Origin of the sequence: Pseudomonas schmalbachii (assembly GCF_017589465.1) — a bacterium.
GTDB lineage: Bacteria > Pseudomonadota > Gammaproteobacteria > Pseudomonadales > Pseudomonadaceae > Pseudomonas > Pseudomonas schmalbachii.
Window position 1 is genome coordinate 754,150 of record NZ_JAELYA010000002.1, and the last position, 18,055, is coordinate 772,204.

The following is an 18,055-nucleotide window of genomic DNA, read 5'->3' on the forward strand; positions in this document are numbered from 1 at the left end:
GATGGGTATCGCTTACCGCTCAGACTGCGCGTCCCGACCCATCCTACGGGTTTACGGGTCGCGGAACGGATCAGACCTGCTTGTAGATCACCGAGCCCTCGTCCTTGAAGCGCGCGGCCTGCTGCTGGAAGCCGGTCTCGATGGCCTTCTGCTCATCGGTGAGGCCGTTCTCCTTGGCGTAGTCGCGGACTTCCTGGGTGATCTTCATCGAGCAGAACTTCGGTCCGCACATGGAGCAGAAGTGCGCGACCTTGGCCGAGTCCTTCGGCAGCGTCTCGTCGTGGAAGGCGCGCGCGGTGTCCGGGTCGAGGCCGAGGTTGAACTGGTCTTCCCAGCGGAACTCGAAGCGCGCCTTGGACAGCGCATTGTCGCGGATCTGCGCGCCCGGGTGGCCCTTGGCGAGATCGGCGGCATGCGCGGCGATCTTGTAGGTGATGATGCCGGTCTTCACGTCATCCTTGTTCGGCAGGCCGAGGTGTTCCTTCGGCGTCACGTAGCAGAGCATCGCGCAACCGAACCAGCCGATCATCGCCGCGCCGATGCCCGAGGTGATGTGGTCGTAGCCCGGCGCGATGTCGGTGGTCAGCGGGCCGAGGGTGTAGAACGGCGCCTCGTCGCAGCACTCCAGCTGCTTGTCCATGTTCTCCTTGATCAGGTGCATCGGCACGTGGCCGGGGCCCTCGATCAGCACCTGCACGTCGTGCTTCCAGGCGATCCGGGTCAGCTCGCCGAGGGTTTCCAGCTCGCCGAACTGCGCCGCGTCGTTGGCGTCGGCGATGGAGCCCGGGCGCAGGCCATCGCCCAGCGAGAAGCTGACGTCGTAGGCCTTCATGATTTCGCAGATGTCTTCGAAGTGGGTGTAGAGGAAGTTCTCTTTATGGTGCGCCAGGCACCACTTGGCCATGATCGAGCCGCCGCGGGAGACGATGCCGGTGACGCGCTTGGCGGTCAGCGGCACATAGCGCAGCAGCACGCCGGCGTGGATGGTGAAGTAGTCCACGCCCTGCTCGGCCTGCTCGATCAGGGTGTCGCGGAAGATTTCCCAGGTCAGGTCCTCGGCGATGCCATTGACCTTCTCCAGCGCCTGGTAGATCGGCACGGTGCCGATCGGCACCGGGCTGTTGCGCAGGATCCACTCGCGGGTTTCGTGGATGTGCTTGCCGGTCGACAGGTCCATCACCGTGTCGGCGCCCCAGCGGATGCCCCAGGTGAGTTTTTCCACTTCCTCTTCGATGGAAGAGCCCAGCGCACTGTTGCCGATGTTGCCGTTGATCTTCACCAGGAAGTTGCGGCCGATGATCATCGGTTCCAGCTCGGTGTGGTTGATGTTCGCCGGGATGATCGCGCGGCCGCGGGCAACTTCCTCACGGACGAACTCGGGGGTGATTTCCTTCGGAATGCTGGCGCCGAAGCTGTGCCCCGGGTGCTGCTGGTCGAGCAGGCCGGCGGCGCGGGCTTCCTGCAGCTTCATGTTCTCGCGGATGGCGATGTATTCCATCTCGGGGGTGATGATGCCCTTCTTCGCGTAGTGCATCTGCGAGACGTTGGCGCCGGCCTTGGCGCGGCGCGGGGTGCGCACGTGGGCGAAACGCAGGGCGTCGAGGCTGGCGTCGGCCAGGCGCGACTGGCCGAATTCGGAGGTCAGGCCGGGGAGGATTTCGGTGTCGCCGCGCTCGTCGATCCAGCGCGAACGTACGTCCGGCAGGCCCTTGCGCAGGTCGATACGGACGTCCGGGTCGGTGTAGGGGCCGGAGGTGTCATAGACGAATACCGGGGCGTTCTTCTCGCCACCGAAGGCGGTGGGGGTGTCGGCGAGGCTGATTTCCCGTACCGGCACGCGGATGTCCGGACGCGAACCGGTCAGGTAGACCTTGCGCGAATTGGGGAAAGGCTGGGTCGACTGACGATCAAGCTGTTCAAGGCGGGTGACATTGTTGTTCTGGCTGGCTTTCATCGCTGGCTCTCCTGGGTGATTGTCGGGAGAACCTGGCTTCGCGGGCGCTGCGGAATTGCAGCGAAAGGACACGTCCAGGAGGGCTGGGGCCGGCCGGAAAGGCTCTGGGGGACGCGTACTTCTTGTTCCCTACGCGGGTCTTAACCCGATCAGGTTCAACGGGATCCGGAACTATCCGATCTCAGCCCCTCGTATAGGGCGCCCCGACAAGAACGCCCGCAGTCTAAACAACCCGTAACCGATTGGCCAACATCACCGGACCAAATGTTCGGCCCGCCTTTCCCGGGGTTAACTACACTCTTCTACCTGAGCGCCCGCAGAGAGGCGCCTTGACCGCCCCTGGCGACGCCCGTAGCCTTGCCCAACCCGCATACTTTTCAGGACGAACGAATGCTGCGCAGACTCTCCCTGGCTGTCGCCGTGGCCGCAACGACAGGCTTCGCCTGGGCGGCCCAGCCTGCTCCGGCCGCATCCCAGCTGCCGACCAAGACTGACCTGATCAGCGTCTACAAGGATGCCGTGGACAACAACTCCGACCTTGCCGCCGCCCAGGCCGACTACCTGGCGCGCAAGGAAGTCGTGCCGCAGGCGCGCTCCGGGTTGCTGCCGCAGGTCAATGCCGGGGGCAGCATCACCGACCTGCGCACCTCGCTGGACGAGCCCGACATCACGCTGAACCGCAGCGCCCAGTTGATCCAGGCCAGCCTCAGCCAGCCGCTGTTCCGCCTCGATCGCTGGTTCCAGCTGAAGGCGGCGAAGGATGTCAGCCAGCAGGCCGAACTGGAGTTCTCCGCGACCCAGCAGAACCTCATCCTGCAGACTGCGGTCACCTATTTCAGCGCCTTGCAGGCACAGGACAACCTGGCCGCCAGCAAGGCCGAGGAAGCGGCGTTCAAGCGCCAGCTCGACCAGTCCAACGAACGCTTCAACGTCGGCCTGTCGGACAAGACCGACGTGCTCGAATCCCAGGCCGGCTACGACACCGCGCGGGCCAACCGGCTGATCGCCGAGCAGGCTGTGGAAGATGCCTTCCAGGCCCTGATCACCCTGACCAACCGCGAATACAGCTCCATCGAAGGCATCCTGCACTCCCTGCCGGTGGTCACGCCGACACCGAACGACGCCAAGGCCTGGGTCGATACCGCCGTGCAGCAGAACCTGCTGCTGCAGGCCAGCAACTACGCGGTGAGCTCCGCCGAGGAAACCCTGCGCCAGCGCAAGTCCGGCCACCTGCCGACCGTGGATGCGGTGGTGCAATACCAGAAGGGCGACAACGACGCCCTCGGCTTCACCAACACCCCCGGCGGCCTCCCTGGCCAGAGCGGCTTCGGCGGTCATGTCGACCAGACCGCCATCGGCGTGCAGTTGAACGTGCCGATCTACAGCGGCGGGCTGACCAGCTCCCAGGTGCGCGAGTCGTACCAGCGCCTGAGCCAGAGCGAACAGCTGCGCGAAAGCCAGCGCCGCCAGGTGGTGCAGGACGCGCGCAACCAGCACCGCGCGGTGAACACCGACGTGGAAACGGTGAAGGCGCGGCGCCAGGCGATCATCTCCAACCAGAGCTCGCTGGAAGCCACCGAGATCGGCTACCAGGTCGGCACCCGCAACATCGTCGACGTGCTCGACGCCCAGCGCCAGCTGTACAGTGCCGTGCGCGACTACAACAACAGCCGCTACAACTACATCCTCGACAACCTGCGCCTGAAGCAGACCGCCGGCACCCTCAGCCCGGCCGACCTGCAGGCCCTGAGCAGCTACCTGAAGCCGGACTACGACCCGGACAAGGACTTCCTGCCGCCGGACCTGGCAAAGGCCGCGGAAGAGCAGATGAAGGGTGGCGCGCGGTACTGAGTGGAAATGGAAGAAGCCCGGCGGATGCCGGGCTTTTTCGTTTCCGCCGCACGTCCCGATCGGTAACCGTAGGTTGGCGCTGAACGCAGTGAAGCCCAACGTCAGTGTCCTCCGGTTCGTTGGGCTTCGCGGGCTCAGCCCAACCTACACGGGTATCCGCGCCGCAAAACGCTGCGCCACCATCCGCCCGATCAGCGCCACCAGCGTCAACCCGATCAGCAGCACGGAAATCGCCGCCACTGCCGGATCGATGTTGTCGCGCAGGCCGGACCAGATCTGCCGTGGCAGCGTGTTCACCTCGGTGCTGGTGACGAACAGGGTCACCGCGATCTCCTCCCAGGACAGCGCGAAGTACAGCAGCGCGGTGCTGGCGATGCCCAGCTTGAGGTTCGGCAGCACCACCATGAAGGTGGTCTGGCCGAGGCTGGCGCCGAGGTTGCGCGCCGCCAGTTCGATGCGCCGGTCCAGTTGGCTGAGGGCCACCAGCATGGTCACCACACCGTAGGGCACGACCATCACGATGTGCGCGATAGTCAGGCCGAACAGGGTGTCGTAGCCGAGCGCCGGGGCGAACTTGCTGACGGTGGTTTCCATGAAGTACAGGACCATCGCCGAGATCATCGGCGGGATCGCCATCGGCAGCAGCACCAGGCCGATCAGCAGGGTCGCCAGGCGCGAGCGCAGGTACCAGATGCCGAGGCTGAAGCTCACCGCCAGCGCCGTGGCGATCACGCAGGTCGCCGTCGCCACCACCAGGCTCTGGCCGATGGCCGACATCCACTCCGGACTGCTCACCAGCGCCTCGTAGTGACGCAGCGACCAGTTGCCGTTCGGCATCGACAGGAAGCGCTTGGAGGTGAAGGACACCGGGATCACCGCCAGCAGCGGGAACAGCATGAAGATCATCGCCATCACCGCCAGCAGGCGGCTTCCAGCCTTGCTTTGATGTTCATTCATAGGTCAGCCCACCAGTTTGTCGACGCGGGTCATGCGCAGCAGCGCCCAGATCAGCCCGCTGACCAGCGCCAGCAGGACCACGCTGAGTGCGGCACCCAGCCCCCAGTTACTGGTCTGGAACATCTGCAGGTAGACGTACTCGGCGACCATCGCCGTCTGCCCGCCACCGAGGATCGCCGGGGTGATGAAGAAGCCCAGGCAGAACACGAAGACGATGATGAAGGCGCCGAGCACACCCGGCACCGTCTGCGGCACGAAGATGTTCCAGAACGTGCGCAGCTGGCCGGCGCCCAGGCCGCGGGCGGCGAGCAGCACGCGCGGGTCGAGGCGGCGCATGGTCGAGACCAGCGGGAAGATCGCGAACGGCACCATGAAGTGCACCATGCCGATCACCACGCCCAGCTCGTTGCGCGTCAGTTGCAGCGGCTCGCTGACGATCCCCAGCGACTGCAGCCAGCCGTTGAGCATGCCGTTGCTGCGCAGGGCGATCAGCCAGCCGAAGGCGCGTACCAGCACCGACAGCCAGAACGGGATGAACACGCAGATTTCCACCATGCGCTGCCAGAACGGCGAGCTGAACACCCAGCAGTACGCCATCAGGTAGGCGATGGCGACGGACACCAGCGTCACCGTGGTGCACAGGCGGAACGTCCGCCAGAGCACGTCGTGGATCGCCGGGTCGGTGGCGATCCGCTGGTACTGCTCGATGCCCGGTTCCGGCAGGGTGAAGCTCCAGCCCACCACGCCGGCGAACGGCAGCACGTAGAACAGCAGGAGGACCAGCGGCAGCGGCAGGAGCAGCGCTCCCAGCTTCAGCCGCGAAGGGGCGTTATCGGCCATGGATTCCGCCTCCCGCTCACTTGGAGATATGCGTCAGGTACTGCTCCAGCGCCACCGCGTAGTGGTCTGTGTACCACTCGTGGCTGAGCATGATCTGCTTCGGCAGGTTGTCCGGGTCGGTGCAGTTCAGGTGCCTGCGGTCGGCCGGAATCATCGATGCGGCGGCCGGGTTGGCCGGGCCGTTGCCGAACATGGTGAACAGCTCGACCTGCGACTGCGGGTCCTGCGCATGGGCGATGAAGCGCATCGCCGCCTCGGTGCCGCCCGGGTTGCCCTTCAGCACGCCCCAGTTGCTGCAGCCGAGCAGCGCGTTGTCGAAGGTCCACTTGATGCGGTCTTCGCTGTCCTCGGTGATGACCTGCGCGCGGGTGTTCCAGATCGCTCCCATGGACACCTCGCCCTCCAGCAGCAGTTGCTGGGTCTCCGCGCCGGAGCCCCAGAAGGCCAGCACGTGCGGCTTGAGTTCCTCGATCTTCGCCAGCGCACGCGGCACGTCCAGCGGATAGAGGTTGGCCGGCTCGACGCCGTCGGCCAGCAGCGCGGCCTCCAGCATGCCGTTCATCCACTTGTAGAGGGTGCGCTTGCCGGGGAAGGTCTTGACGTCCCAGAAGTCCTTCCAGGTCTTCGGCACCTTGTCGCCGAAGCGCTCGCTGTCGTAGGCGATCACGTAGCTGAGCATGTAGTCGGCGATGCCGTAGTCGTAGGCGAAGCCCGGCAGCACCTTGTCGCGCGAGACGATGCTGTAGTCGATCGGCTGCACCAGGCCTTCCTTGCCGAGGTTCTGCAGGATCGAGCTTTCCGCGTCGACCACGTCCCAGCTCACCCGGCCGCTGCTCAGCTGGGTGCGGATGGCGCCCTCGGTCGGGCCGCTGCCGTCGATCTTCACCGGAATGCCGGTGGCCTTGGTGAAGCTCTCGGTCCAGGCCTTGCCGAACGCCTTGATCGCGTCGCCTCCCCAGTTCACCACCACCAGCGGCTTGTCGGCGGCGAAGCTGACGCCGCTGCGCATGGCCAGCGGCAGCGCGGCGAGCAGGCCCATGCCCTTGAGGAAGGAGCGACGGTCGATCTGCCCGCGGCGGGCTTTTTCCATGAGGATTTCGATGCAGTCTTGCTGATGCGGAGTGTGCATGGCGGTTCCCTGAACGGTGGGGCGAAGGGGAAATCTGTTTATCGCTGCGCCGGCTCAGGCCAGCAGCAGGCTTTTTTCGATGGGCCAGCTCAGCCACACCCGCGAACCCTGCTCCAGGCGCGAGGCGTGATGATCGGCGTGCACCGCGAGACTCATCGGCACGGCCTCACCGGTGGCGGTGGCCAGGCCCAGCTCGGTGCTGGCGCCCTGGTAGGTACGGGAAGTGAGCACCGCCGACACCACGTTATGGCCCTCGACGGTCGGCGGCGCGGCATGCAGCTGCATGTGTTCGGGACGCACGGCCAGCAGCGGCTTGTCGGCCTGCAGCGCGGCGGAAGGTTCGGCATGCAGCTCGGCATCGCCGAAGCGGCCGCGGGCCAGTGCGCCGGAGCGGTCCACCTGGCTCAGCGGGAACAGGTTCATCTTGCCGAGGAATTCGGCGACGAAGCGGTTGCCGGGCTGGTTGTAGATGCGCTCCGGGGTATCGACCTGGGCCAGTTGGCCGCGGTTGAAGATGGCGATGCGGGTGGACAGCGCCAGCGCTTCGTTCTGGTCGTGGGTGACGAAGACGAAGGTGGTGCCGATCTGCCGGTGGATGCGCTGCAGTTCCGCCTGCAGTTGCTCGCGCAGGTTCTTGTCGAGCGCCGAGAGCGGTTCGTCGAGCAGCAGCAGGTCCGGCTCGAAGACCAGCGCGCGGGCGATGGCGACGCGCTGCTGCTGGCCGCCGGAAAGCTCGCTCGGACGCTTGCCGCGATGCTCGCCGAGGCCGACCACGTCGAGCATGTGCCGCACGCGGCGGTTGCGCTCCTCGGCCTTCACCCCGCGAATCTTCAGCGGGAAGCCGACGTTGTCCTCGATGCTCATGTGCGGGAACAGCGCGTAGCCCTGGAAGACCATGCCGAAGTTGCGCTTTTCCGCCGGGACGCGGGAGATATCCTGCCCGTTGGCTTCCAGACGCCCGTGGGAGTGGTTCTGGAAACCGGCGAGGATCATCAGGAAGGTGGTCTTGCCGGAACCGGACGGCCCCAGCAGGGTGAGGAATTCGCCTTGCTCGATATCGATTGAGACGGAATCCAGGGCACGGAAGCTTCCGTAGTTCTTGCCAATGCCGATGGCACGAAGCTGGGGCTGTTGCTCCACTGCGCTTACCTCGTCTTTGTTCTTATTCTTGGAATGAGCCGGTTGGTGAGAAAACCGGCCTTTTCCGCAGTATTGTCAAATCTCCTTCAGCATCAATCGCTATTTTTCGACGTCATTGTCCAATTTTATTCACCAATCAAGGCATTCCGGCTGCCATTGCGGAACTGCTCGGACATGCGCAGCTCAGCCATCATCCACGCCTTGAAGGCCCGCACGTCGGAACGTTCGGTCTTCGCCGGGTCGGTGACGAAGTGGTAGCGGTTCGGCGGTTCGATGGCGACGTTGAACAGCCGCACCAGCTGCCCCTTGGCCATGGCGTCGCCGCTGACCAGCGCATCGCCCATCGCCACGCCCTGCCCGGCGATGGCCGCCGACTGCACCAGGTGCGCATCGGAGAAGACGATGCCATTGCGCACATTGAGATCCCGCACGCCGGCGGCGGTGGCCCACAGCAGCCAGTCGGAGTGGTCGACCATGTGCAGCAGCGGCAGGTTGGCAAGGTCTTCCGGCGAGTCGACGCCGCCGCAGGAGTTGAGCAGCGACGGGCTGCACACCGGGAAGGTGTCGAGGGTGGCGATCAGCTCGACATGCAGGTCCGGCCAGTCGCCGACGCCATAGGCGATGAACAGATCGACGTCGCGGTTGCTGACGTCGTCGGGAACCCGCGGCGAGACCAGGCTCAGCTCCACCTGCGGATGGGCGCGCTGGAACTTGCCGATCTGGTGGCACAGCCAGTAGGTGGCGAAACCGGGCGTGCAGCTGATGCACAGCCGCCCGGAAATCTCCTCGGCATTGGCGAAGCGCCGCGCCTCGTTGAGGATCGCCAGCGCACGCTGCGTCTCGCGGGCGAAGCATTCGCCCTGGTAGGTCAGCACGATGCCGCGCCCGGCGCGCTCGGTAAGGGCGATACCAAGGCAGTCTTCCAGCGCGTGCAGTTGATGGCTCACCGCGCTGCGGGTCAGGCTCAGCTCACTGGCCGCCTCGGACAGGCTGCCCAGCCGGGCGACGGCATCGAGCACGCGCAGGGCGGTCATCGAGGGGAAACGCATGGGTGGGCTCCGGTTTCTGTCTTTCGAATTATGGCGGCGATGGGTATCGCTTCGCTCGACCCATCCTACGTTATTGGGAGCACTGCCTTGGCCTTACCTGTAGGAGCCAGCTTGCTGGCGATGCGTCAGACGTAGGGCGGGTGAAACCCGCCAGAACGGACCGGGCACCGTGGCGGGTTGCACCCGCCCTACGGACTGCGCGCAGGAATACCCACTTGCTGGTGATCGCCCTCACCCCAACCCTCTCCCAGAGGGAGAGGGGGCTGTCCGGTGCATGTGGTTGGCACGGTGCTCTCCGGCCACTCGAATACCCCCTCTCCCTCTGGGAGAGGGCGGGGGTGAGGGTTGCGGTGGCAGGGACCTTCCGACGACGCCAGGTTCCCGAGCATCTCACCTCTCCCGAAACCGCTCCGGCGTCGTCCCCACCTGCCGCAAGAACGCCCGGTGAAAACTCGTCACATGCTCATACCCGAGCAGAAACGCAATCTCCTGCACACTCATCCGGCTCGCCAGCAGATACCGCTGCGCCAGCGCCATCCGCACCTCGTAGACGATGCCCTTGAACGTCAGCCCATGCGCCCGCAGCCGGCGCTGCAGCGTGTGCGGCGGCAGGCGGAAGTGCGCGGCGGTTTCCTCCAGGTCCGGCAGCGGCACGCGGGCGTTCTGCAGCAGGAAAAAGCGCACGTCATCCGGCAAGCCCTGCCCGCCCTCGAAACCGGCCAGCGTCGCCGCGCCCTGGGTCAGGCACAGGCGCAGTACCGAAGGATTGGACGTGGTGAACGGCCGCTCGTGGAATTCCCCGGGAACCCGCATCTCCGCCCGCTCCGCCGAGAACAGCACGCGCCCGGGGAACAGCTCGGAATACACCGCCGCATGGGGCGGCGGCGCAAAAGGCAGCCGCACTTCGATCTCCCGGCATTCCGCCAGCTCCGGCAGCCGCTGGCACAGCCAGCGCCAGGTGCTGCTCAGCCACTCGTCGCAGAGAGCATGGCATTCGGCCTCGCTGAAAGGCGGCAGGTTCAGCACCAGATTCATGTGCCGCGGCCCTTCCTCCCGCGCGACATGGATCGGATGCGGTAGCAGGTTCGAACGCTGCCCGAGCGAGATATCCCACGACCGCCGCAGGTTGGCGGCGCTGATCAGCGCATAGCCGATCACTCCCATGTCGAACAGGTTGTAGCGCTGCCCCAGGCGCAGGAAGAAATCCCCCGGCCAGAGCATCCCGGCGGCCAGGCGCAGCAGGCGGTAGTAGCGGTCGAAGGTCATCGCACTGGCGGCCGTCGCCCCCGCCGGCAGGCCGAGACCGGCGAGCAGCGGATCGAGCGGCGGCAAGCCGGGGCGAGACTGCCATTCCTCAAGGAAGCGCTGGTATTGCTGACGCGCGGCGTAGTCGATATCGGACTGCTGGTCGGGCATGGCGAAGTTGTCGTGTAGCGCTAGTCGATTGTCATCTTATGCTAGCCGGCATCGAAAAAGCGCTCCCTATACTCGCGAAAAAACAACACGGGACCGCTCCCATGATCGCACCGGATACCTTCCGCTCCAGCCATTCGCCGACCAGCCGCCATGCCGACCTGCTGCTGAAGGACGGCCGCTTCTACACCCTTGACCCGGCTCAGCCCTGGGCGGACGCGGTGGCCATCCGCGACGGCCGCTTCCTCGCCGTCGGCCGCCTGGCGGAGCTGGAGCATCTGGTCGGTCCGCAGACCCGCGTGCACAGCCTCGACGGCGCCTTCTGCATGCCCGGCCTGCACGACATGCACACCCACCCGGATCTCGCCCTGGCGCCGCGCTACGCCGACGATCTCGACGTTGGCATCGAGGACCCGACGCCGGAGCAGGTGGCCGCCGCCATCCGCGCCTACGCCGACAGCCACCCCGGCGACGGCTGGATCTACGGCCAGTACTGGGTCCGCTACACCTTCCGCGAGGCGGGGCTGAAGCCGGGTCGCGAGTGGCTCGACAGCGTCATGCCGGACCGCCCGGTGGCCCTGCTCGACCGCATGTGGGGGACCATGATGGTCAACTCCCGCGCCCTCGAACTGGCCGGCATCGACGCCAGCACCCCCGATCCGCGCAACGGCTACCTGGAGCGCGACGAACTGACCGGCGAGCCCAACGGCCTGCTGATCGACGGCGCCTACGCGCTGATCCACGCCGCCATGCCGCCGACGCCGGTCGCCGTGCTGCGCCGCGCCTACCGCGACGGCGTGCATTTCCAGAGCGCCCGCGGCGTCACCGCGAGCAAGTACGTGCACGTCTGCGAGCACCGCCTGCAGGCGCTGAAGGAACTGGACGACGCCGGCGAGCTGAGCCTGCGGGTGGAAGCGGCGATCAGCTGGCAGGACGACATCTTCCCGGTGCGCCGGCGCTGGGAACTGCTCAGCGGCGAGCGCCACTACTATCGCAGCGCGCGACTCAGCGCCAACGCGGTGAAATTCCACTTCGACGGCACCGTCGAGCCGCGCTCGTCCTTCCTCATCAGCCCCTGGCCGGGCGAGGACAGCTGGCGCGGCAAGCTCAACCTGACGCCCGAGCACATCACCGACATGGTGGTGGACATGGACCGCCGCGGCATCCGCGTGATCGCCCACTGCACCGGCGATGGCGCCTCCGACGTGTTCCTCGACGCGGTGGCCGAAGCGCGCCGGCGCAACGGCTCCAGCGGCATTCGCCACCAGTGCGCGCACAGCACCATCCTGCATCCGGGCAACCTCAAGCGCTTCCGCGAACTGGAGGTGATCGCCGAGTTCTCCCCGGCGGCCTGGTATCCGACGCCCTTCGCCAGCGGCGCGCGCTCCGGCTACGGCGCCGAGCGGCTGAAGCGCATCTACGACTACAAGGGCGTGCTGGCCGCCGGCGGCATCGCGGTGATGGGCACCGACTGGCCGGTGGCGTCCATCGATCCGTGGCTGGCGCTGGAAACCATCGTCACCCGACAGAACCCGTGGAACGACGACCCGGCGTGCTTCGGCGAGCCGATCAGCCTGGAGCAGGCGCTACGCGTGGTCACCCTGAACGGCGCCCATGCGATGAACCTGGAGCACCTGACCGGCAGCATCGAGCCCGGCAAGTCGGCGGACTTCATCGTCCTCGACCGCGACCTGTTCGCCCAGCCGGCGCGCAATTACATCCACCGCACCCAGGTGCGCCTGACCTTCGTCGAGGGCCGCCCGGTCTACGACCAACAGGGCGCATTCGCCGGCACGCCGCTGCAGGCGACCTGGCAGGGCGAGCCGCCCGTGCTGGAAGGAGACGGCAAATGAGCGCGGCGGCGAGCATCCCGGTCACGGTGGTCGCCGGCTTCCTCGGCGCCGGCAAGACCACCCTGCTGCGCAACCTGCTGCAGCGCAGCCAGGGGCGGCGGTTGGCGCTGATCGTCAACGACTTCGGCGAACTGAACGTCGATGCCGAGATGATCGCCGAGCAGAGCGACGCGGTGTACAGCCTGCAGAACGGCTGCCTGTGCTGCACCATGCAGGACGATCTGCTGGCCCAGCTCGGCCGGCTGGCGGGCGTGCAGCCGCCGGTGGAGCGCATCGTCATCGAATGCAGCGGCGTGGCCGACCCACAGCCGATCGTCCAGGCGCTGGGTTATCCACAGCTGCGCAAGCGCCTGCACCTCGACGCGCTGATCACCGTAGTGGACGCCGCACGCACGGAACCGCTGGATGGCGAATACGCCCGGCTGGAACGCCGCCAGGCCGCCGCCGCCGACCTGCTGCTGCTGAACAAGTGCGACCTGGCCAGCCGCGAGCAACTGGACGAGCTGCGCCGGCGCTTCGGCGAACCGGAGCGGATGGTCGAGACGATCCAGTCCGAACTGCCCGACGCACTGCTGTTCGGCGAACTTCCCGCCGAGCGGCCGGAACGCCTGCTGCCGCTGGCCATGAACAACCACGCCGAACTCTTCGAAAGCTGGCTGTGGCGCTCCGCCGGCCAACTCGACCCGCAACGCCTGCGCGCCTGGCTGGACGGCCTGCCGCAGGGACTTTTCCGCCTCAAGGGTCGCGTACACCTGAGCGGCCGTGATGAGCCGCTGTGGTTGCAGTACGTCGGCGGGCGCAGCCAGTTCCTTGCCGCGGAGTCGGAAGCGGGCGACAACTGCCTGGTGTTCATCGCCGGGCGCCAGAGCGAACTGCGCGCGCAGCTTGAACAAGGCCTGGCCGCCTGCCTGGTGGGCGCCCCGGTTTGCCAATGAGGAGACAAGAATGACCACCATGCCGACCCCAACAATCTCCCGCGCCAGTTGCCCGGCCGAGGAATGGAAACTGCGCGAGGAGCTGGCGGCCTGCTACCGCCTGATCGCGCATTTCCGCATGAGCGACCTGATCTTCACCCACATTTCCGTGCGCCTGCCGGGGCCGGAACATCATTTCCTGATCAATCCGTATGGGCTGATGTTCGACGAGATCACTGCCTCCAGCCTGGTAAAGATCGACCTCGACGGCCAGCCGGTGGAACCGACGCCGTACAAGGTCAACCCGGCCGGCTTCGTCATCCACAGCGCCATCCACGCCGCCCGCGAGGATGCCCAGTGCGTGCTGCACACCCACACCCGCGCCGGCTGCGCGGTGGCCGCGCAGGCCTGCGGGCTGCTGCCGCTGAACCAGATGTCGATGGAGTTCTACGGGCGCATCGGCTACCACGACTACGAAGGCATCGCCCTCTCCTTCGACGAGCAGGAACGGCTGGTACGCGACCTCGGCGAGCATTCCGTACTGATGCTGCGCAACCATGGCCTGCTCACCATCGGCGAAACCGTGCAGCAGGCGTTCCTGCGCATGTACTACCTGGAGAAGGCCTGCGACATCCAGCTGGCCGCCCAGGCCGGCGGCGAACTGGTGATCCCGTCGAAGGAAGTCTGCGAACGCACCGAACGCCAGTTCAACGCCCCGGCACAGCCACAAGCCGAAGGCGACCTGACCGACACCGACGCCAACGACCTGGCCTGGCAAGCGCTGCTGCGCATGCTCGACCGCGTTTCGCCGGGATATCGGGACTGAGGTTCCGTAGGTTGGCGCTGAGCCTGCGAAGCCCAACATTGCCGCTCTGCGTAGTGTCGTAGGAGGAGTTGAGTGCAGCCGGTAGGGCGGGTGCAACCCGCCACCCTCCGTGCCACCGATTCGGCGGGTTTCACCCGCCCTACGGCGAGGCATCCCAACACCGTAGGATGGGTTGAGCGCAGCGATACCCATCGGAAGTTTGCCGACAGGTAATGGGTATCGCGTTGCTCAACCCATCCTACGGGAACGCGGTTAATGCGTAGGGTGGATGACCGAAGTCATCCACCACTAGATGCCCGACCTACTGCGCCGCCCAGGCATTGAAGCGCTCTTCCAGCTCCTCGCCGTGATCGACCCAGAACTCATCGTCCATCGCCAGCCCCACCGCCAGGTTCTGCGGCGAGGTCGGCACCCAACTGGCCAGCTTGGGTTCGAGCCTGCCGGCCGCTTCCTTGTTGGTCGGGCCGTAGGGGATGTTGTCGACGTACTTCACCTGCGCGTCCGGCTGGTTGGCGAAGGCGATGAAGCGCTTGGCCGTATCGACATGCTGCGAGCCCTTGATGATCGCCCAGTAGTCCATGCCGTACAGGCTGCCCGGCCAGACCAGCGCCAGGTTGCGCCCGCCCTTGTGCGCGTCGGCGATGCGGCCGGTGTAGGTGGAGGTCATCACCACGTCGCCGGCGGCCAGCCACTGCGCGGGTTGCGCGCCCGCTTCCCACCACTGCACGTAGGGCTTGATCTGGTTGAGCTTGGCGAAGGCGCGATCCTGGCCGGCCTTGGTCGCCAGCGTCTTGTACACGTCCTCGGCCTTGACGCCGTCGGCCATCAGGGCGAATTCCAGGTTGTACACCGCGCGCTTGCGCAGGCCGCGCTTGCCGGGGATCTTCTGCACATCCCAGAAATCCGCCCAGGACGTCGGCACAGCCTTCAGCTTGTCGGCGTCGTAGGCGATCGCCACGCCCCAGACCAGCGCCGCCGAGCCGCATTCCTTGGCCGCGTTGGGGATCAGTTGCTGGTCGCCGCCAATGGCATTCCAGTCCAGGCGCTCGAACAGGCCTTCATCGCAGCCGCGGGCCAGGTCGGGCCCTTCGATCTGCACCAGGTCCCAGTCGGCATGGCCGGTGTCGGCCATCACCTTGATCTTGGCCATCTCGCCGTTGTACTCGCTCTGCACCAGCTTGACCCCGGTGCTGGCCGTGAACGGCTTGAAGAAGGCGACTTCCTGCGCCTTCTGACCGGCGCCGCCGTAGCCGACCACCACCATGCTTTCCGCCGCGTGGGCGGCACCGACACCGAGCCCGAGGGCCAGCAGCAAGGGTTGCAAAGCGTTCTTCCGCAAAATCATCGGGCATTACCTCCTCGGGACAGATGCCGCGCACCCGGCCGGGAACAGGCAGGGCGGACGGTGAAGTGGCGGGTGCACCGGGCGAACAGACAGCGGAATACGGCGGCCGGGACGGCCGGACCGTTGCAATGGATTCATGCGCATCTCCGTTGTTGTTGTTGTGGAGCACGTCGCTGATAGCGCCCGCCTTGGCAGCGGGCCTGGCTAAAAACTACCCAGTCGATTTTAAAAAAACAAGTTGATTTTTTACTGAAGGTAAATTTCTATGGATCTACGTTAGATGACCCGCCCAGGAGCCCGACCGTGTCCGACGTGATCCATTTCTCCAAGCCCGAACTGCAGTTCCAACCCTACGGCGGCCAGCCCGCCGAGCGCGCTGCCATCTGCCGCCTGATCGGCCCGGCGGACAGCCAGACCATGGGCGCCGGCATGGCGCGCTTCGACGGCTGTTCCATCGAATGGACGGTGCTCTACGACGAACTGATCGTGGTGATCGAGGGCAACTTCCGCCTGCGCCTGGCCGACCGCGTCATCGACGCCCGTCCCGGCGACGTGATCTGGGTGCCGGAACGCACGCCGCTGGCCTACGAGGGCGAGAAGGCGACGGTCTTTTACGCGCTGTACCCCGTGGACTGGCAGGCCCGCAACGCCTGATCCGGTCCCACCCATAACAAGAAACGGAGCCTCCCGATGACCGCCTTCCCGCACCTGTTCAGCCCGCTGGAAATCCGTGGCAAGCGCCTGAAGAACCGCATCATGTCCACCGGCCACGACACTTCCATGCCCACCGACAACCTGGTCAACGACCAGTTGGTGGCCTACCACAAGGCGCGGGCGGAAGGCGGCGTCGGCCTGATCGTCATGCAGGTCGCCGGGGTGCACGACAGCGCGCGCTACACCTCGCACGTGCTGATGGCCACCGACGACGCCTGCATCGAGGGTTACCGCAGGGTCGCCGAGGCCTGCCATGCCGAGGGCACCGTGGTGCTGTCGCAGATCTTCCACCCCGGCCGCGAGATCATGGAGTCCGCCGACGGCCTGCTGGCGGTGGCCTATTCCGCCTCCGCCTCGCCGAACGAGCGCTTCCACGTGATGCCGCGCGCGCTGGACCAGGCGATGATCGACGAGATCGTCGCCGGCTACGCCGCCGCCGCGCGCCGCCTGAAGACCGCCGGGCTGGACGGCGTGGAAGTGGTCGCCAGCCACGGCTACCTGCCGGCGCAGTTCCTCAACCCGCGGGTGAACCGCCGCGAGGACGGCTACAACGGCGACCTCGACGCACGCCTGCGCTTCCTCCGCGAAGTGCTCGCCGCCGTGCGCGAGGCCACCGGCGAGGACTTCATCGTCGGCCTGCGCATCTCCGCCGACGAGCGCGACCCCGAGGGCCTGACCGAGGACGAGTCGCTGCAGGCCGTGCAGGCGCTGCAGGGCGAACTGGACTACGTACATATCGTCGCCGGCACTTCGGCATCGCTCGGCGGCGCCATCCATATCGTGCCGCCGATGGCCGTGGAAGCCGCCTACCTGGCGCCCACCGCCGGCAGCTTCAAGTCGCGCCTGGATATCCCGCTGTTCGTCACCGGGCGCATCAACCAGCCGCAGGAAGCCGAGCAGATCGTCGCCCGCGGCCAGGCCGACGTGTGCGGCATGACCCGCGCGCTGATCGCCGATCCGGAGATGCCGAACAAGGCCGGCTCCGGCCGCCATGACGACGTGCGCGCCTGCATCGCCTGCAACCAGGCGTGCATCGGCCACTTCCACCGCGGCCTGCCGATTTCCTGCATCCAGCACCCGGAAACCGGCCGCGAGCTGATCTACGGCCGCATCGAACAGGCCCGCCAGCGCAAGAAGGTGCTGGTTGCCGGCGGCGGTCCCGCAGGCATGAAGGCGGCGGCGGTTGCGGCACAGCGCGGCCACGACGTCACCCTCTGCGAAGCGTCCTCGCAGCTTGGCGGGCAGGTGAACCTCGCCCAGCTGCTGCCGCGTCGCGCCGAATTCGGCGGCGCCTCGACCAACCTCCAGCGCGAGATGGAACTGGCCGGCGTGCGTGTATTGCGCAACACCCGCGTCGACCGCGCGCTGGTCGAACGCGAGCGCCCGGACGTGGTGATCGTCGCCACCGGCGCCAAGCCCTACTGGCCGCAATTCGAGAACGGCGGCGAGCTGCAGGTAGTGGACGCCTGGCAGGTGCTGCGCGGCGAAGTGAAGATCGGCCGCTCGGTGCTGGTCACCGACTGGCGCTGCGACTGGATCGCCCCGGGCATCGCCGAACGCCTGGTGCGCGACGGCCATCAGGTGCAGCTGGCGGTGAACGGCATCCACTGCGGCGAGAGCCTGCCGCTCTACGTGCGCGACCACATGGCCGGCGAGCTGCACCGCCTGGGCATTCCGGTCACGCCCTACGCGCGCCTCTACGGCTGCGACGACACCACCGTGTACATGCAGCACACCGCCAGCGGCGAGCCGATGCTGTTCGAGGACATCGACACCCTGGTGCTCTGCCACGGCCACGAGCCGGTGGACACCCTGGCCGGCGAACTCGCCGGACTGGTGGAGGTCAAGCGCATCGGCGACTGCCTGGCGCCACGCACCGCCGAGGAGGCGATCTTCGAGGGCCTGAAGGCCGCGTGGGCGATCTGATGATCGCGGGCATGGCTCGCTTGTATGGCGGTAGGGTAGGAACCTGTCGGGGGTGGAGGGACAAGACCCGCTTCTGCAAGCCAGACGGTAGGAGACTTCCCCCACCCACGCGCTCACGACAAGCGCCGATAAGGAATCCATCGG

Annotated in this window: 14 protein-coding genes and 1 riboswitch; of the genes, 6 read left to right on the top strand and 8 right to left on the bottom strand. The window is 66.6% G+C overall.

Annotated elements, in window-relative coordinates:
• Positions 1 to 70 precede the first annotated feature (70 nt).
• Complete coding sequence (gene thiC, locus JFY56_RS08930) at positions 71 to 1,954, bottom strand: phosphomethylpyrimidine synthase ThiC (RefSeq protein WP_208313176.1); 1,884 nt, start codon at positions 1,952 to 1,954, stop codon at positions 71 to 73.
• Positions 1,955 to 2,063: 109 nt separating this feature from the next.
• A riboswitch (TPP riboswitch) is annotated at positions 2,064 to 2,170 on the bottom strand.
• Between the two features lie 174 nt (positions 2,171 to 2,344).
• Here thiC and JFY56_RS08935 point away from each other — a divergent pair.
• Positions 2,345 to 3,805 (top strand): TolC family outer membrane protein, encoded by a 1,461-nt coding sequence (locus JFY56_RS08935; protein ID WP_208313177.1) that lies wholly within the window; start codon positions 2,345 to 2,347, stop codon positions 3,803 to 3,805.
• A gap of 144 nt (positions 3,806 to 3,949) precedes the next feature.
• Here JFY56_RS08935 and JFY56_RS08940 read toward each other — a convergent pair whose 3' ends face one another.
• From JFY56_RS08940 to JFY56_RS08965, 6 genes are all read right to left on the bottom strand, one after another.
• A complete protein-coding gene (locus JFY56_RS08940; protein ID WP_208313178.1) occupies positions 3,950 to 4,762 on the bottom strand; it encodes an ABC transporter permease in 813 nt (270 codons plus the stop codon).
• A 3-nt stretch (positions 4,763 to 4,765) separates the two neighbouring features.
• Positions 4,766 to 5,602: an ABC transporter permease gene (locus tag JFY56_RS08945; RefSeq protein WP_208313180.1), complete on the bottom strand. Its 837-nt coding sequence runs from the start codon at positions 5,600 to 5,602 to the stop codon at positions 4,766 to 4,768.
• Positions 5,603 to 5,618: 16 nt separating this feature from the next.
• Positions 5,619 to 6,731, bottom strand: coding sequence for an ABC transporter substrate-binding protein (locus JFY56_RS08950; protein WP_208313181.1), 1,113 nt, complete (start codon positions 6,729 to 6,731; stop codon positions 5,619 to 5,621).
• Positions 6,732 to 6,785: 54 nt separating this feature from the next.
• Complete coding sequence (locus JFY56_RS08955) at positions 6,786 to 7,871, bottom strand: ABC transporter ATP-binding protein (RefSeq protein WP_208313183.1); 1,086 nt, start codon at positions 7,869 to 7,871, stop codon at positions 6,786 to 6,788.
• Between the two features lie 125 nt (positions 7,872 to 7,996).
• Positions 7,997 to 8,920 carry a LysR substrate-binding domain-containing protein gene (locus JFY56_RS08960; protein ID WP_208313185.1) on the bottom strand — a complete coding sequence of 308 codons (924 nt, stop codon included), beginning with the start codon at positions 8,918 to 8,920 and terminating at the stop codon, positions 7,997 to 7,999.
• Between the two features lie 390 nt (positions 8,921 to 9,310).
• Positions 9,311 to 10,336 (bottom strand): helix-turn-helix transcriptional regulator, encoded by a 1,026-nt coding sequence (locus tag JFY56_RS08965; RefSeq protein ID WP_208313186.1) that lies wholly within the window; start codon positions 10,334 to 10,336, stop codon positions 9,311 to 9,313.
• 101 nt (positions 10,337 to 10,437) lie between these two features.
• On the opposite strand from JFY56_RS08965, the gene JFY56_RS08970 reads away from it, so the two are divergent.
• From JFY56_RS08970 to JFY56_RS08980, 3 genes are read left to right on the top strand one after another with little or no spacing between them, the layout of a single operon-like run.
• Positions 10,438 to 12,186, top strand: a complete 1,749-nt coding sequence (locus tag JFY56_RS08970) for an amidohydrolase (protein ID WP_208313188.1) — start codon at positions 10,438 to 10,440, stop codon at positions 12,184 to 12,186.
• Positions 12,183 to 13,121: a CobW family GTP-binding protein gene (locus JFY56_RS08975; protein ID WP_208313190.1), complete on the top strand. Its 939-nt coding sequence runs from the start codon at positions 12,183 to 12,185 to the stop codon at positions 13,119 to 13,121. Before JFY56_RS08970 ends, JFY56_RS08975 begins: the two co-directional genes overlap by 4 nt.
• Positions 13,122 to 13,140: 19 nt before the next feature.
• Positions 13,141 to 13,926: a class II aldolase/adducin family protein gene (locus JFY56_RS08980; RefSeq protein WP_408004392.1), complete on the top strand. Its 786-nt coding sequence runs from the start codon at positions 13,141 to 13,143 to the stop codon at positions 13,924 to 13,926.
• 301 nt (positions 13,927 to 14,227) lie between these two features.
• Here JFY56_RS08980 and JFY56_RS08985 read toward each other — a convergent pair whose 3' ends face one another.
• Positions 14,228 to 15,271, bottom strand: a complete 1,044-nt coding sequence (locus JFY56_RS08985; RefSeq protein ID WP_208313194.1) for an ABC transporter substrate-binding protein — start codon at positions 15,269 to 15,271, stop codon at positions 14,228 to 14,230.
• A gap of 303 nt (positions 15,272 to 15,574) precedes the next feature.
• On the opposite strand from JFY56_RS08985, the gene JFY56_RS08990 reads away from it, so the two are divergent.
• Together JFY56_RS08990 and JFY56_RS08995 are read left to right on the top strand one after the other, a co-directional pair.
• Positions 15,575 to 15,925 (top strand): AraC family ligand binding domain-containing protein, encoded by a 351-nt coding sequence (locus JFY56_RS08990; RefSeq protein WP_208313196.1) that lies wholly within the window; start codon positions 15,575 to 15,577, stop codon positions 15,923 to 15,925.
• A 36-nt stretch (positions 15,926 to 15,961) separates the two neighbouring features.
• Complete coding sequence (locus JFY56_RS08995) at positions 15,962 to 17,911, top strand: oxidoreductase (protein WP_208313198.1); 1,950 nt, start codon at positions 15,962 to 15,964, stop codon at positions 17,909 to 17,911.
• The last annotated feature ends 144 nt before the right edge of the window (positions 17,912 to 18,055 follow it).

What these genes read in the sequence shown, in the direction of transcription:
- thiC (WP_208313176.1), bottom strand. Translation starts at nt 1,954, where the DNA reads ATGAAAGCCAGCCAGAACAACAATGTCACCCGCCTTGAACAGCTTGAT.
- JFY56_RS08935 (WP_208313177.1), top strand. Translation starts at nt 2,345, where the DNA reads ATGCTGCGCAGACTCTCCCTGGCTGTCGCCGTGGCCGCAACGACAGGC.
- JFY56_RS08940 (WP_208313178.1), bottom strand. Translation starts at nt 4,762, where the DNA reads ATGAATGAACATCAAAGCAAGGCTGGAAGCCGCCTGCTGGCGGTGATG.
- JFY56_RS08945 (WP_208313180.1), bottom strand. Translation starts at nt 5,602, where the DNA reads ATGGCCGATAACGCCCCTTCGCGGCTGAAGCTGGGAGCGCTGCTCCTG.
- JFY56_RS08950 (WP_208313181.1), bottom strand. Translation starts at nt 6,731, where the DNA reads ATGCACACTCCGCATCAGCAAGACTGCATCGAAATCCTCATGGAAAAA.
- JFY56_RS08960 (WP_208313185.1), bottom strand. Translation starts at nt 8,920, where the DNA reads ATGCGTTTCCCCTCGATGACCGCCCTGCGCGTGCTCGATGCCGTCGCC.
- JFY56_RS08965 (WP_208313186.1), bottom strand. Translation starts at nt 10,336, where the DNA reads ATGCCCGACCAGCAGTCCGATATCGACTACGCCGCGCGTCAGCAATAC.
- JFY56_RS08970 (WP_208313188.1), top strand. Translation starts at nt 10,438, where the DNA reads ATGATCGCACCGGATACCTTCCGCTCCAGCCATTCGCCGACCAGCCGC.
- JFY56_RS08975 (WP_208313190.1), top strand. Translation starts at nt 12,183, where the DNA reads ATGAGCGCGGCGGCGAGCATCCCGGTCACGGTGGTCGCCGGCTTCCTC.
- JFY56_RS08980 (WP_408004392.1), top strand. Translation starts at nt 13,141, where the DNA reads ATGCCGACCCCAACAATCTCCCGCGCCAGTTGCCCGGCCGAGGAATGG.
- JFY56_RS08985 (WP_208313194.1), bottom strand. Translation starts at nt 15,271, where the DNA reads ATGATTTTGCGGAAGAACGCTTTGCAACCCTTGCTGCTGGCCCTCGGG.
- JFY56_RS08995 (WP_208313198.1), top strand. Translation starts at nt 15,962, where the DNA reads ATGACCGCCTTCCCGCACCTGTTCAGCCCGCTGGAAATCCGTGGCAAG.